Below are 14486 nucleotides of genomic sequence, written 5' to 3' on the forward strand. Positions count from 1 at the left end.
CCACCGGATTGGCAGATAATTCGACTCAGAGGGAAAACGGGGACCATAAATGCACGCGATCACGCTCGATGCCACCGACTGCCGGATTCTGGCGGTACTGCAGGAGGAGGGCAGAATCAGCAATCTCGACCTGGCGGAACGGATTTCGCTTTCGCCATCCGCCTGCCTGCGCCGCATGCGCCTGCTCGAGGAGCAAGGCGTGATCGAGCACTATCGCGCTTGCCTGAGCCGCGAGAAGCTCGGCTTCGAGCTCGAGGCATTCGTGCAGGTGTCGATGCGCAACGAAGAGAATCAATGGCACGAGCGCTTCGCGGAAGCGCTGCGCGAATGGCCGGAGGTGGTCGGCGCGTTCGTCGTGACGGGCGAGAGCCACTATCTGCTGCGCGTGCTCGCGCACAACCTCAAGCACTATTCGGATTTCGTGCTGAACCGGCTCTACAAGGCGCCGGGCGTGATGGACATCCGTTCGAACATCGTGCTGCAGACGCTGAAGGATGAAGCCGGCGCGCCGGTCGGGCTGGCGCGCACGGGGGCGATCAAAGCGGTGTAAGGCCGTGGAAGCCGCCGCCGTGGAAGACGAGCGGCGGGGCCGTGTCCGATACCGCGCGCACGCCGCAGCGTTCGACTTCGCCGACGAAGATCACGTGGTCGCCTTCATCGTAGCGGCTGCGGTTGTGGCATTCGAACCACGCGAGCGCGCCGTCGAGTACGGGCATCCCGGAGTTGCCGGCCGCATGCGCGATCCCTTCGAAGCGGTCGCCCTTGAAGGTCGAGAAGCGCTTGCACAGGTCGAGCTGCGAGGCCGCGAGCACGTTCACCACGTAGTGGCTGTTGCCGCGGAACACGGGCGTCGACGCCGATTTGTGCGCGAGGCTCCACAGCACGAGCGGCGGGTCGAGCGAAACCGAGTTGAACGAGCTGGCGGTGATGCCGATCAGCTGCCCGGACGGCGCGCGCGTCGTGATCACCGTTACGCCCGTCGCGAACTGGCCGAGTGCTTGCCGGAAGGCGGCCGCGTCGAAATCCGGCGGGTTGGCGCGGCTCATCGGGCCACCATCCGGAACGAGACGGGCAGGCGCGGCGCGACGCGGGTGAGGCGGGCACGGCGGACGAAAGGCGACAAGGCGGTCGATTGGGAAGGGGTGCGCATGGCCCGATTTTAGCGGAATCGGGGCGGTCGAGCCCGGCCGGACGGCGCATTGCGGGGGCAGGGTGGCGTAGCGAACACTGCGATGGGGCGAATTGTAAAAAGGCTCGATGTACTCGAATACGTAGGCACGCACCTCGTATCGAGTACGGTACACATGTTGTCCACAACTTGCTCCACACCAGAGAATGAAGATTGGAGCGACGTGGAGCGGTTGTAGTTGCGCGCCGGCGAGGGTTGCCAATGCTGGGTCATATTGAAGCGTGCTTTGCCGTCGCGACTCGATTTGCCACGAGATACAGCCGCAATGCGGCGCCGGTAACTCCAACGAAGTGGTCTACGCGGTGCGGGTCAGAGCCTCTCGCAGGTCGGGTGAAGTGTACGAGCACGCCCAGATTTTGTAACTTCGGGGCAAAAGCACCTACGTCGGTGAAGAGATTGATTGGCGTTTCACCATTGTGAAATGTATTTCTCGTTGCTTTTGCTGTAACTCGCTCAAGGACCTTCAACCCGGGGACATCTGGCAACTTCAGATTCTCATGTTTCGGAGCCATGGCCTCTGTGCTTTTTTCCGTGAACCATCGAATGAATTCGACGAAATCGCGGTCGTTCAATGCTTCGGCGGCCATAAAAAGTTGCTCTTCTTCGTCACCCGCTTCGACGTTTCTCTCCCAAAGACCGGCGACAAATACCGCGATTACCATCGGGCCGATATCTTTACTCGCACACAGTGCTACACGCCGATACGCATCGAATAGCTCGGAAGTCTCTTTGTCGCTTTTTATGATTTTTGCCAGCAGCTCATTTAACGTCGCTGACTCATATCTGACCTCTCCTTGCTTTCGCAGCTCTTCGACCAGCTGGGCGAGAAATCTCCTCCCTCGATGTTTATTCCATCGAGAAGTGACGTTCTTTTCAAGCCACTCTATTCCAGAGTCGACAAGCTTATCGCTGGCCTTTTCGGCAACGTAACGGCCGACGGTTAGAGCCGTAATCGGTTCGATCATGATTTCCTTGTTGGTAGTCGTCGTTGTTTGACGATGTTACAACGTACTTGAGAGTAGATGGTTTGTATTCAAATGTCGCAGGCTTATCTATCGGATGAGCGCGCCGTAGGAGCGCGAACCGCGATGAGGCGCTTCGCCTGCTCGCAGAGCGGTGACGCGTTCGTGGAAGTGTTCAAGGTCTGTAGGTAAAATGTCGACGATAACTATGAGGAAACAGCAGGATAGAATGGGGACTACTACCGGAAAAACGAGGGATGACTTCAGTCCCAAGGTAAAGCAGGCACTTGCGGAACGAGTCAATTATCATTGTTCGCTATGCGACGCTCCGACACTCGGTCCGAAGAAGGGAACGGCAGACAAGAGGTTTTCGTTAGGCAAGGCCGCACACATTAAAGCTGCTGCACGTGGTGGTCCACGCTACGACGAGAACCAGACACCTGGCGAACGCTCCGCTATCGAAAACGGGATCTGGGCTTGCGCAACTTGTGCCGACCTCATTGACCGAGACCCTGACTCATATGAGCCTGCTGAACTGTTGCGCATCAAGGCGGATGCTGAATGGCAGGCCAGCGCACGCGCTGGTCGGCCTCCCGGCAGCCATGTGCCGGCACTGCAAACTCCATCAGCAATCCAACGAGCGATATCGCTTTTCTGCAGCCAGGAAGCAGTGCGGCAAGAGCGGCTGGATCCACGCTTCGATGTCGCGGTGAGTATGGGCGCGACTGGGCCTGTGTACGAATTGCGGCCGAAGGAGCCAGTCGATGCTCGGCTCGTGATCCGCACAGGCGGCCACCGCCGAGAATTTGACGAGCTGCGCGAGTTCATGGACTACGGCGGCAACTTGGTCCTCGAAGGATTGGAAGTGCGGATGGAAGGTTCGCCGCTCTTTCTGTCGGGCGATGTTGTTACGACCCGTCTGCATGCTTCGAGTCATCCTCGGACGCTCATGATGACCGTGGTTCTGAATGCAGCAGCCGAAATGCCGTTGTACCTTGAGTTCTCTGGGCAGGTGACACATGGCGGCAAAGGCTTTCGCTTCATTGGTTCAACAATGGGGGGAATGCTGACATTAACTGTGGCGGCCGATTATTCAATGAAGAGCCCAGATTTCAAGCTGAATTTCAACCTTGAGGCATGGGGGAAAAAGCCAGTTAGGCAGCTTCCACATTTTTCTCGCCTGCAGCAGATTCTTGAAATGATGAGCAAGGCTGTTCCTGTAGAAGTCCAATGCACTTACGAGGGAATTGAATCAGATTTCAGCTCTGGTGTCATTGATGGGAGCGAGCAGTTCCGTGTATTGCGTGCCTTCATGGACGAGGTTTCGAATCTCAGGAAGCTGGATGGTTTCTTTGACCTTAATCTTTCAATGCCTGCGGACCTTGGCGACGTACTACGGGACCAGGGCGATATCTCGCAGTTACTTGCGATAATTGACATCGGCAAGGCTGAAGACCCGACGATTGAGATTAACCTTGTGCCAACTGAACCGGCTGAGGAGCTACGCGAGATTATTGCGAATCAACGACCAGTAGCGATGCGTCTCAATCAACCGCAACTAAATATTACGGTGTTCGGCCGCGATTTCGGGCCTTTTGAGATTGATGTTACCTGTCCTACTGTGGTGGTTAGGACGGTTGGCCCCGCAGTTGTCGAGGCCGGGGTGCCAATTCAGTTGTCTTTGGGGGCTAGCGAAGGAAATTCTTGGTCTGCCAGGGTTGCCGACCGCCAATGAAAGCACTCGCTTCGTCCTTGGCTTGCTATTGAAACTCCACGGCTATCGCGCCGCCGCCAGCCCGAGCGACAACGCGCCCGTCACGATCAGGCTCGATGCCCACACCGCATCGAGATTGAACCAGCTCCGCGACACGAACTTCAGCCCGAGATAGCGGTACACGAGCCACGCGAGCCCGCCGCCGGCGGCGATCATCGCGGCCGCGTGCACGGCTGCGACGACGAGCGCCATCCCGAGATGCGCATCGACGAGCATGGCCGCCGCGCGGTGGCCGGCGTCGCGGTCGAGCCCGCACAGCCCGAGGTAGACCGGCACCAGCATCAGCCCCGCGCCGTGCGCGATCGCGACCGCGAACGACCACAGGCCGAGCCGCGCCGGCGGGATCCGCGCGAGCGCACGTGGATGCCGGCGCCGGATCAGCAGCACGGCGCCGAAGCCGATCACGAGTGCGCTCGCGCCGATCCGGATCGCCGACTGCCACGCGAGCAGCGCGGCGAGCAGCCCGAACGGCAGCATCACGGCGAACACCGCGAGCGCATGGCCGAGCGCGAGATAGCCGAGCGCCGTGACGAGCGCCGCGCCGCGGCGCGTCATCAGCGCGTTCGACACCGCGAGCGGCCAGCCCATCGCGGGATTGAGCCCGTGATAGACGCCGCTCGCGAGCACGGCCGCCCACAGGGCAGCCTGCGCGTGCAGGCCGGTGCTCAACGCCTGACCGACGGATAGCAGAACGAGTCGGTCGAGCAGTCGCCGCCTTCGAGCCGGATCTGGTGCGCGCGATAGCCGTCGGGGAACTCGACCCAGTAATCGTCTGCGAGCGTCAGCCCGCCTTCCGGCCCCGCATGCGCGAGCACCTGCGCGCCCGGCACGCCATCCGGATAGAACTGGTCGTCCCACGTCGAATACAGCGAGTTGGTCCAGTACACGCGCCGGCCGTCGCGGCTGATCTCGACCATCTGCGGGCCGCCCGCGAATGCGCGGCCGTTCGAGTGCGGCGCACGGCGCACGATGCCGCCGATGCGGACCGACCCCGCGAGCACCGGATTCATCGGATCCGACACGTCGTACTGGCGCATCTCGCCGGTGCCCCAGCACGACACGTAGAGGAAGCGGTCGTCGAGCGACAGGTCGATGTCGGTCACGAGCGGCGGCACCGCGCCGAACCCTTTCAGCAGCGGCGGCAGCTCGTCGGCCGCGGCCGGTTCGGGCGGGATCGTCGCGGTCTTCTTCACATGGAACTTGCCGTCTTCGCGCCACCAGGTCCAGATCGAGCCTTCGAGATTCGTCGTGTCGACCACGACGCCGACGAACCCGTATTCGCGCGCCGGGTCATGCGCGGGCCGCACCTCGAGCGCCATCTGGTGTTGCGCACCGAGATCGATCGTCTGCACGTTGCGCCGCGCGCGCAGGTCCCAGAAATGCAGCCGGTGCCCGTACTTGTTCGCGAGCAGGTCCTCGGGGACGATGCCGTTCTCGAATTGCGGCGGCAGCGCCCATTCGCTCGACACCATGTAGTCGCGCGGCAGGTTCCACCAGAAGTCGTAGTGCTTGTCCTGCGAGCCGCGGTCGATCTCCCAGCGGCCGAGCACGTCGAACGTCTCGCAATCCATGATGAAGATGCCGGGCGCGCCGTCGGTGCCGTCCTTGCCCGCGCCGCCGAGCGTGCTCACGTAGATGCCCTCGGGGCCGCAGTGCACGGTGTGCGGGCGCGAATAGCCGGTCTTCGCGAAGATCTCGTCGGGTTCGATGATCTTGTGGATGCGCGCCTGCGTCGGGTGCGGCTTCGTGTCGATCACGTAGATGCGCGACGAGCGCAGGCCGGGGATGATCAGGAAGCGGCGTTCGAGGAACGCATGGCCGGTCAGCGGCGACAGCGACGACGAGCACGCATTCCAGCCGAAGTGGTGGAACTCGTCGCCGGTGTTCGGCATCGTCACCGTATGCACGATTTTTCCGTAGGTCGGCGAACCGGGCTTCACGTCGATCACGGCGAGCGCGTCGGGTCTGGAAAAATCGGGGCTCAGCAACAACGTATAGGCAAACTCTTCCGCCGGCGCCTGCATCGCAAGCTCGGGTGAAGCGTGAAACGTCGGGTCAGGCCGCATGCTCATGGTGATGCCCTCTCGATGGGTTTGGATCGTGAACGCACGGCCGTTCGTTGCGGGCGTGCGGGTCGGGATGGCCGCGCGGCGCGTATCGTGCCGGCGGGTGCGATCGGCAGGCGGACGCACGTGTCGGTGCCACGCGCGGCGTCGTGCATCAGATCGTGAAAACGGGGGAGGCGGGTAAAGGCGATGGGCCGGATCGCCGCGCCAGGGGCGGGGCGGATGCGCGGCAACGTGATGAAGCAGCTGAAGCGGCGAGCCGCGAGGCGGCAGCGGCCGGGCAGGTGACGCGGGCGAATTCTGTTAAGGCATGCATAGCGATGTTCCGGCAGATGATGTTTGCATCGGGGTCGGGCATGCTTCGGACGCGGTGCGCACGGCGACGGGTTTGCCGCCGCTTGCGCGTGCCTAAGTGTAGACGAGAAACGCGCGGCGAGTCGCACGCGGCACCTGTGCAATCTGCCAGGTTCGCGCGCGAGTGAGATACTTGCCGGAGTGCCGCTGCGTCCCGTACCACGGGCGCGCAGCGGCGGGATGGAACGATGGCAGGCGGCACCGGAGTGTCGCTGCCGTCATCAACGAGGGTCAGAATTCATGGGGAACGAGATGCTTGAAACCGCGACTTTGGGAGGCGGGTGTTTCTGGTGCACGGAGGCCGTGTTTCTCGACGTCGACGGCGTGACGGCCGTCCAGTCGGGCTATGCGGGCGGCCATACGCGCAATCCCGGCTACCGCGACATTTGCGAAGGCGACACCGGCCACGCGGAAGTCGTCAACGTGACGTTCGATCCGGCGCGCATCGGTTATCGCGAGATCCTCGAGATCTTCTTCGCGACGCACGATCCGACCCAGTTGAACCGGCAGGGCAACGACGTCGGCACGCAGTACCGGTCGGTCGTGTTCACGCATTCGGATGCGCAGCGCGACACGGCGCTCGACGTGATCCGCGAGCTTGAGCGCGAGCAGGTGTTCGGGCAGCCGATCGTCACGCAGGTCGTGCCGCTCGACGGCAACTACTGGCCGGCCGAGGACTATCACCAGAACTATTACGCGCGGAACCCCGGGCAGGGCTACTGCTCGGTCGTGATCGGGCCGAAGCTCGCGAAATTCCGGCAGAAGTTCTCGCACCGGCTGAAATCGCTGCGCGGCGCGTAAGCGCGCGCCCGGCGCAAGCCGGCGGAAACAGGCGTCAGGCCGCCTCGTTGCGCCATTGCGCGCACGCGGCGGCGATTTCGCGCGCGAGCGCGATGCACGACAGCGGCGCGGAGCCTTCCGCCTTGTTGTTGATCGTGATGATCACCGGCTGTCCGGCCAGCGCGTAGCGCGCGGCCAGCTCGGCGAGCGCCGAGCGCGTGGCTGGATCCTCGTCGACGAGCTTGTCGAACGGCTCGTATTTCGCTTTCGCCTGTTCGTACTTGAAGCCGCCGTGCAGGCTCCAGCGCACGATCAGCGGGCCCGGTGCGTCGCCGTCGAGCAGCGCGAGCGCGGCGGCCTGGCGCAGCGGGTCGGGCATTCGCGCATGCAGCCCGACGCAGTAGCGCACTCCGAGCGCCGCGAGTGCGCGGATGAAGCGCGGCGTGAGCAGGCTCGCGTCGCGGATCTCGATCGCGTAGCGCGTGCCGTCGGCGTCGGGCGCGAGCGGCGGCAGTGCCGCGAAGAACGCGGTCAGCCGGTCGATCAGCGCGGCCGGCTCGGCTAGCAACGGGTCGGGCAGCGGCGAGAACTGGAACACGAGCACGCCGGCTTTCCGGCCGAGCCCTTCGAGGCACGGCTGCACGAATTCGCGGGTCGCGAGCTGCGCGTCGAGGAAGGTCGCGTTCGGCCCAGACGGCTCGCCGCGCCGGCCGCGGATCACCGCATCGGTCACGGAGGCCGGCGCCTTCACGACGAAGCGGAAATCGTCGGGCACCTGCTGCGCGTAGCGCAGGTAGTCGGCAACCGACAGCGGGCCGTAGAACGACCGGTCGAGGCTCACGCTCTTCAGGAGCGGATGCGCGCCGTACGCCTCGAGCCCTTCGCGCGACAGCTTCGTCTGCGCGAAATCGCCGTCGTAGACGATGCCGTTCCAGCCGGGGAAATACCACGACGACGTGCCGAGCCGGACGTTCGGCGGCAGGCCGGCCGCGGCGTCGGCGACGTCGGCTGCAATCGGCGCAGGCAGCACGCCGCGCTTGCGCCGGCCTTTTTTCGGCGGCGTGGCAGGCGGCGACGGTTCGTCCCACAGCAGGCCCGAGGAAGGCGCCGGATCGTCGTCGGCAGCGCGGGAGGGGATAGGGGCGGGCAGTGCCGGCGGCGCGCCATCCGGCGCGTGCGGCGTCACGTGTTCATCGGTGCTGGCGGGGCGGCCGTCGTCCGCCGGAGCAGGCGACGCGCGTGCAGCGTCCGCCGGCACGCCGAACAGGTCGAATTGCCCGTCGGCGTGCGACGGGTCCGCGTCGTCGCGCTGCTGTCGTTCCGGCGGCGCCTTGCGCCGCGTCCTGCCGTCACCCATGCATGCCCAGCGTGAGGCGCCGCCTAGCGCGGCAGCGCGTGTTCGTAAATATAGCGCCGCGACCACGGCAGCGTTTTCGCGCTGCGTCCGGCCTTGCGGCACACGATCTGGAAGATCGACACGTCGTCGTGCTCGAATGCATACGCGCAGCCGGCAAGATACACGCGCCAGATGCGGAATTTTTCGTCGTCGACGAGGGCTTTGGCCTGGTCGGCCTTGGCCTCGAAGTTTTCCGTCCAGATCTCGAGCGTGCGCGCATAGTGCCGCCGCAGGCTTTCGACGTCAACCGCCTCGAGTCCGCCGCGCTGCGCCGCTTCGAGCGCGAGGCTGATGTGCGGCAGCTCGCCGTCCGGGAACACGTAGCGGTCGATGAATTCGCCGCCGCCGAGCGCCGTCTCGCCGCTTTCGGCGTCGGTCGACGTGATTCCGTGGTTCATCGCGATGCCGTCGTCGGCGAGCAGGTCACGCACGCGCGAGAAGTAGAGCGGCAGGTTCTTGCGGCCGACGTGCTCGAACATCCCGACGCTCGTGATGCGGTCGAACTGGCCATCGATCTCGCGGTAGTCCTGCAGGCGGATCTCGATCCTGTCCTCGAGCCCCGCGGCCTTCACGCGCGCGGTCGCGAGGTCGAACTGGTTTTGCGACAGCGTCACGCCGAGGCACGTCGCGCCGAACTTCTGCGCGGCGCGCAGCACGAGCGCACCCCAGCCGCAGCCGATGTCGAGCAGGCGCTGGCCGGGCTCGAGCTGGATCTTCGTCAGGATGTGATCGATCTTCTTGATCTGCGCGGTGGCGAGATCCTCGTCGCCGTTCTCGAAGTACGCACACGAGTACACCATGTTCTCGTCGAGCCACAGCCGGTAGAACTCGTTCGAGACGTCGTAGTGATACTGGATCGCCTTCTTGTCGGTGCTCTTCGAGTGATTGAAGTAGCGCTTCACGCGCGCGAGCTTGCTCGCGCTCGTCACGGTGCTGCGGGCGAGCGAGTAGCCGATGTTGATGATGTCCGACAGCTTGCCCTCGATGTCGATCTTGCCCTTCACGTACGCCTCGCCGAGATTGTCGAGGCTCGGTTCGAGCAAGAGCGGCAGCGCCGACGCGCTGTTCACCTTCAGCGTGACCTGCGGTGCGCTGAAGGTGCCGAAATCGAGTTGATCGCCGTTCCACAGAACGAGGCGCGCCGGTATGTTCGCTTTCGCCCGTACTTCGTCCGCCCACTGTGCCAGCTTCTTTTCCCAGAACATTTGGATTCTCCGTTTGTTCGTTGAATCGAATACAGCCAAGTATCTTGACCGGCGCCCGCCGCTTGCGAGGCGGGCGCCCGGATGCAACACGAGACACGACCGGCGTGCGCCGGCGCCGCGCTTACGGCGACAGGCGCGAGATCGTCCAGCCCGGCGACGCTGTGGCGTCGCGCGTGTAGAGCAGGCGGTCGTGCAGCCGCGACGGGCGCCCTTGCCAGAACTCGATCGAGTCGGGCACGAGGCGGTAGCCGCCCCAGTGCGGCGGGCGCGGCGGGTTGTCGCCGTAGCGTTCGCTGATGGCCTTTTCGCGCGCCTCGAGCGTCGCGCGGCTGTCGATCACGGCGCTCTGGTCCGACGCCCACGCGCCGATGCGCGAGCCGAGCGGGCGCGACGCGAAATAGCGGTCGCTTTCCTCGGCGCTGGTTTTCTCGATCCGGCCTTCGATGCGCACCTGGCGCTCGAGCTCGATCCAGTAGAACAGCAGCGCGGCTTGCGGATGCACGGCGAGATCGTGCCCCTTGCGGCTTTCGTAATTGGTGAAGAAGACGAACCCGCGTTCGTCGACGCCCTTGATGAGCACGATGCGTGCCGACGGCCGGCCGTCGTCGCCGACGGTCGCGAGCGTCATCGTGTTCGGCTCGGGCAGTTTGGCGGCGAGCGCCTCCTTGAACCAGCGATCGAACTGGGCGAGGGGGTCGTGAGCGACATCGGCTTCGTCGAGCGAAGCACGTGAATAGTTGATGCGGAGATCGGCGAGAGTCGTCATGTTATGCAAACGCTTCAATCTGGAACCATTGTAGCCAACGCGTGAGAAACGTGGGTGCACAGTGGCGCGTGCGAGCGGGGGAGTTCAGGCAAAATAGAGGGCTGCACGACTTACGATTTCCTTGCTGCCATGTCCGCCGCCGACACCGCCCCGCCCAGTTCCTCTGATCTTACCCCGACCCCGGAAATCCAGCTTGACGTGGATCGAGCGCGGCGTTTCGGCGGCGTCGCGCGCCTGTACGGCGCGCCGGCCGCCGCCGCGTTCGAGCGTGCGCACGTCGCGGTGATCGGGATCGGCGGCGTCGGGTCGTGGGTGGCCGAGGCGCTCGCGCGCAATGCGGTCGGCACGCTCACGCTGATCGATCTCGACAACGTCGCGGAAAGCAATACGAACCGCCAGATCCATGCGCTCGACGGCAATTACGGCAAGCCGAAGGTCGATGCGATGGCCGAGCGGATCGCGCTGATCGATCCCGCATGCCGGGTGAACCGGATCGAGGATTTCGTCGAGCCCGACAACTTCGACGCGCTGCTCGGCGGCGGCTTCGACTACGTGATCGACGCGATCGACAGCGTGCGCACGAAGGTCGCGCTGATCGCGTGGTGCGTCGCGAAGCGGCAGCCGCTGATCGTCGTCGGCGGCGCGGGCGGGCAGCTCGATCCCACGCGCATCCGCATCGACGATCTCGCGCTGACGATCCAGGATCCGCTGCTGTCGAAGGTGCGCGCGCAGTTGCGCAAGCAGCACGGCTTTCCGCGCGGGCCGAAGGCGCGTTTCAAGGTCAGCGCCGTGTATTCGGACGAGCCGCTGATCTATCCGGAAGCCGCCGCGTGCGACATCGAGGACGGTGCGGAGCCGTCCGCGGCCGCGCATGTCGCGGGGCTCAACTGTGCGGGATTCGGTTCGAGCGTGTGTGTGACCGCGAGCTTCGGGTTCGCGGCCGCCGCGCATGCGCTGCGCGCGATCGCGGCGCAGGCTGCCGGCTGAGCCCGCGACGCGCGGGCGCAAAGGGATGATGCCGCGGCGCGCGTAGTGCGCCGCGAGCGAGACGGCGATCCGGCCGGGCCGTTGCGGCCCGGCATGCCGTGCGTCAGTTGAGCGCCATGCTCAGCTTGCGTCGCCACCCGGCGACGAGGTCGGGGCGATCGCCCGCCAGCTCGAACACCGAGATCAACGTGCGGCGGCCGAGATCATCGCCGTACGCGCGGTCGCGCGTGACGATTTCCAGCAACTGCTCCACCGCGCCTTCGTACGCGCGCCGCGCGATCAGGCTCTGCGCGAGGTCGAAGCGCGCGTCGAGATCGGCCGGGTTCGCCGCGATGCGTGCTTCGAGCGCGTCGGTCGGCGGCAGGTCGGCCGTGGCTTCGAGTGCGTCGAAACGGGTCTTGATCGCCTGGTAGCGCGGGTCGCCGTTCTGCACGGTCTGCGGCGACAGGCGTTCGGTCTCGGCGCGCGCGGCGTCGACCTGGTTGCTCGCGAGCAGCAGTTCGATCAGGTCGAGGCGTGCGTCGTCGAAACCGGGGTTCAGCGCGAGCGCTGCTTCGAGGTGCGTAAGCGCATCGTCGTAGCGCTGTTCGGCTATCGCGTATTGCGCGGCGCGGCGCTCGGCTTCCTCGGGGGCCGGCAGCAGCCGGTCGAGGAACGCGCGCAACTGGCCTTCGGGCAGCACGCCGACGAACTGGTCGACCGGGCGGCCGTCGGCGAACGCGATCACGTGCGGGATGCTGCGCGTCTGGAAGTGCGCGGCCAGCTCCTGGTTCTCGTCGACGTTGACCTTCACGAGCTTCCAGCGGCCTGCGTAGTCGGCTTCGAGCTTTTCCAGCAACGGGCCGAGCGTCTTGCAGGGGCCGCACCACGGCGCCCAGAAGTCGACCAGCACGGGCGTGTCCAGCGACGCCTCGATGACGTCGTTCTCGAAAGTGGCAAGCGTGGTGTCCATGTCGTTCTCTTCGGTTCGAATATCGTCAGGATGAGGGCGGCGCGCCCTTTTTTCAACGCGGCTTCGACTCGGGCAGCGGAATCCACTCGGTCTCGCCCGGCACCTTGCCCATTTCCTGGCGCGTCCACGCCGCTTTCGCGCGCTCGATCGCCTCGCGGCTGCTGGCGACGAAATTCCATTCGATGAAGCGTTCGCCGTCGATCTTGTCACCGCCGAGCAGCATCGCGCGCGCGCCGCTGCCGCTCGTCAGCGTGACCGTTGCGCCCGGCGCGAGCACGGCCATCCGTTCGGCCGGCACCGGCGTGCCGTCGATCGCGAGCTCGCCGTCGACCACGTAGACCGCGCGTTCCTCGTGCGATGCGTCGAGTTCGATCCGGCCGCCGGCCGCGAATTCGGCCGCGACGTACAGCGTGCGCGAGAACGTCGTGACGGGTGAGCGCAGCCCGAACGCGTCGCCGGCGATCACCGTCAGCGATACGCCGTCTTCGTCGCGCTTCGGCAGCGTGTCGGCCGGATGGTGCTCGAACGACGGCTCGATCGTCTCGTGCGCTTGCGGCAGCGCGACCCAGGTCTGGATCCCGTGCACGGTGTGACCGTTGGCGCGCTGCGCGTCGGGCGTGCGTTCGGAGTGGACGATCCCGCGGCCGGCCGTCATCCAGTTCACGTCGCCCGGCACGATTGCCTGCAGCGAGCCGAGGCTGTCGCGGTGCAGGATCGCGCCGTCGAACAGGTAGGTGACGGTTGCGAGCCCGATGTGCGGATGCGGGCGCACGTCGAGCCCCGTGCCGGCCGGCAGCACGGCGGGACCCATGTGATCGAAGAAGATGAACGGGCCGACGAGGCGCGCGGCGAGTGCGGGCAGCGTGCGGCGCACCTGCAGGTTGCCGATGTCGCGCACGTGCGGCTTCAGCAGGGCTTTGATCGAGTCGGTCATGGCGGCTCCAGAGCGGCGGCGGGGGATGCCGGTCATTGTACTGGCCGCCCGCCGCCGATTCCATGCGCGCCGCGCGGGTATCGGGGCGCACGGCGAAACCCGGTAGACTGACGCGCTTCTCAGGAAAACGCCGGGCCGCCCCAAGGTTTTCCGCCCCGCAGGACGTCCCCGCGGGGCCTGGCGCGAAGCGACAGGGTGGGTGGGCTTTGCAAAAACGATTCGAATCGAGGAGACACCGATGATGGCCCCGAAGGACTTGCTGCTCGCGCTGGTCGTGATCCTGGCGTGGGGCGTGAACTTCGTCGTGATCAAGGTCGGCCTGCACGGGATGCCGCCGATGCTGCTCGGCGCGCTGCGCTTCACGCTCGCAGCCGTGCCCGCGGTGTTCTTCGTGCGCCGGCCGCAGATTCCGTGGCGCCTGCTGGTGCTGTACGGCGCGACGATCCAGCTCGGCCAGTTCGTGTTCCTGTTCACCGGGATGTACGTCGGCATGCCGGCCGGCCTCGCGTCGCTCGTGCTGCAGTCGCAGGCATTTTTCACGCTCGTGTTCGCGATGCTGTTCCTCGGCGAGCGGCTGCGCGTGCAGAACCTGATCGGGCTCGCGATCGCCGCGGGCGGCCTCGTCGTGATCGCTGCACAGGGCGGTCGCGCGATGACGCTCGCGGGCTTCCTGCTGACGATCTGCTCGGCCGCGATGTGGGCGTTCGGCAATATCGTCACGAAGAAGGTCGGGAAAGCGAACCTCGTGTCGCTCGTCGTGTGGGCGAGCCTCGTGCCGCCCGTGCCGTTCTTCCTGCTGTCGCTGTGGTTCGAAGGGCCGCAGCGGATTGCGACCGCGCTCGCCGGGCTGACCGGCGCGTCGATCTTCGCGGTCGTCTATCTCGCGTTCGTCGCGACGCTGCTCGGCTACGGGCTGTGGAGCCGCCTGCTGTCGCGCTACCCGGCCGCGCAGGTCGCGCAGTTCTCGCTGCTGGTGCCGGTCGTCGGGCTCGCGTCGTCGGCGCTGCTGCTCGACGAACACCTGACGCAAACGCAGCTGATCGGCACGGCGCTCGTGATGGGCGGGCTCGCGGTGAACGTGTTCGGCGGAAAAGTGCTGAGCCGCTTCGCGGCATCGTGAC

Annotated in this window: 14 protein-coding genes; 5 read left to right on the top strand and 9 right to left on the bottom strand. The window is 65.4% G+C overall.

The genetic code is table 11. From position 1 onward, the window contains the following. The first annotated feature begins 49 nt into the window (after positions 1-49). Entirely contained in the window at positions 50-550 is a 501-nt protein-coding gene (locus U5809_RS06600) for an Lrp/AsnC family transcriptional regulator (protein WP_006477992.1), read from the top strand. Here U5809_RS06600 and U5809_RS06605 read toward each other — a convergent pair. Next, entirely contained in the window at positions 537-1046 is a 510-nt protein-coding gene (locus tag U5809_RS06605; protein WP_282505851.1) for a flavin reductase family protein, read from the bottom strand. The genes U5809_RS06600 and U5809_RS06605 overlap by 14 nt on opposite strands. A 352-nt stretch (positions 1047-1398) precedes the next feature. Then, positions 1399-2154: a hypothetical protein gene (locus U5809_RS06610; protein WP_322085941.1), complete on the bottom strand. Its 756-nt coding sequence runs from the start codon at positions 2152-2154 to the stop codon at positions 1399-1401. 226 nt (positions 2155-2380) lie between these two features. Here U5809_RS06610 and U5809_RS06615 point away from each other — a divergent pair, with 226 nt between their 5' ends. After that, a complete protein-coding gene (locus tag U5809_RS06615; protein ID WP_322085942.1) occupies positions 2381-3886 on the top strand; it encodes a hypothetical protein in 1506 nt (501 codons plus the stop codon). Between the two features lie 42 nt (positions 3887-3928). Here U5809_RS06615 and U5809_RS06620 read toward each other — a convergent pair whose 3' ends face one another. Both U5809_RS06620 and U5809_RS06625 read right to left on the bottom strand, forming a co-directional pair. Continuing rightward, positions 3929-4594 (bottom strand): hypothetical protein, encoded by a 666-nt coding sequence (locus tag U5809_RS06620; protein ID WP_322085943.1) that lies wholly within the window; start codon positions 4592-4594, stop codon positions 3929-3931. After that, a complete protein-coding gene (locus U5809_RS06625) occupies positions 4591-5997 on the bottom strand; it encodes a selenium-binding protein SBP56-related protein (protein WP_322085944.1) in 1407 nt (468 codons plus the stop codon). The genes U5809_RS06620 and U5809_RS06625 overlap by 4 nt, the downstream gene beginning before the upstream one ends. Positions 5998-6585: 588 nt before the next feature. Between U5809_RS06625 and msrA the strand changes: the two genes are divergently transcribed. Continuing rightward, on the top strand, positions 6586-7146 hold the full coding sequence (gene msrA / locus U5809_RS06630; RefSeq protein ID WP_059578436.1) for a peptide-methionine (S)-S-oxide reductase MsrA: 561 nt from the start codon (positions 6586-6588) through the stop codon (positions 7144-7146). 34 nt (positions 7147-7180) lie between these two features. On the opposite strand, the gene U5809_RS06635 is transcribed toward msrA, so the two are convergent. The 3 genes from U5809_RS06635 to pdxH all read right to left on the bottom strand — a co-directional run bounded on the left by U5809_RS06635 (position 7181) and on the right by pdxH (position 10492). Further along, complete coding sequence (locus U5809_RS06635) at positions 7181-8482, bottom strand: DUF72 domain-containing protein (protein WP_322085945.1); 1302 nt, start codon at positions 8480-8482, stop codon at positions 7181-7183. 23 nt (positions 8483-8505) lie between these two features. Next, the gene (locus U5809_RS06640; RefSeq protein WP_322085946.1) at positions 8506-9726 is read right to left on the bottom strand and encodes a cyclopropane-fatty-acyl-phospholipid synthase family protein; all 1221 of its coding nucleotides are present in this window, start codon (positions 9724-9726) and stop codon (positions 8506-8508) included. A 121-nt stretch (positions 9727-9847) separates the two neighbouring features. After that, positions 9848-10492 carry a pyridoxamine 5'-phosphate oxidase gene (gene pdxH, locus U5809_RS06645; protein ID WP_176051648.1) on the bottom strand — a complete coding sequence of 215 codons (645 nt, stop codon included), beginning with the start codon at positions 10490-10492 and terminating at the stop codon, positions 9848-9850. 129 nt (positions 10493-10621) lie between these two features. Here pdxH and U5809_RS06650 point away from each other — a divergent pair, with 129 nt between their 5' ends. After that, a complete protein-coding gene (locus U5809_RS06650; RefSeq protein WP_176051649.1) occupies positions 10622-11479 on the top strand; it encodes a ThiF family adenylyltransferase in 858 nt (285 codons plus the stop codon). A gap of 103 nt (positions 11480-11582) precedes the next feature. Here the strand turns inward: U5809_RS06650 and trxA are convergent, their stop codons facing one another. Further along, on the bottom strand, positions 11583-12431 hold the full coding sequence (trxA, locus tag U5809_RS06655; RefSeq protein ID WP_322085947.1) for a thioredoxin: 849 nt from the start codon (positions 12429-12431) through the stop codon (positions 11583-11585). 52 nt (positions 12432-12483) lie between these two features. After that, complete coding sequence (locus U5809_RS06660; RefSeq protein ID WP_322085948.1) at positions 12484-13365, bottom strand: pirin family protein; 882 nt, start codon at positions 13363-13365, stop codon at positions 12484-12486. Between the two features lie 241 nt (positions 13366-13606). Between U5809_RS06660 and U5809_RS06665 the strand changes: the two genes are divergently transcribed. After that, positions 13607-14485 carry an EamA family transporter gene (locus U5809_RS06665; protein ID WP_322086112.1) on the top strand — a complete coding sequence of 293 codons (879 nt, stop codon included), beginning with the start codon at positions 13607-13609 and terminating at the stop codon, positions 14483-14485. The last annotated feature ends 1 nt before the right edge of the window (position 14486 follow it).

This window comes from Burkholderia sp. BCC1999, from assembly GCF_905339975.1.
In the GTDB taxonomy this organism is placed as follows: domain Bacteria; phylum Pseudomonadota; class Gammaproteobacteria; order Burkholderiales; family Burkholderiaceae; genus Burkholderia.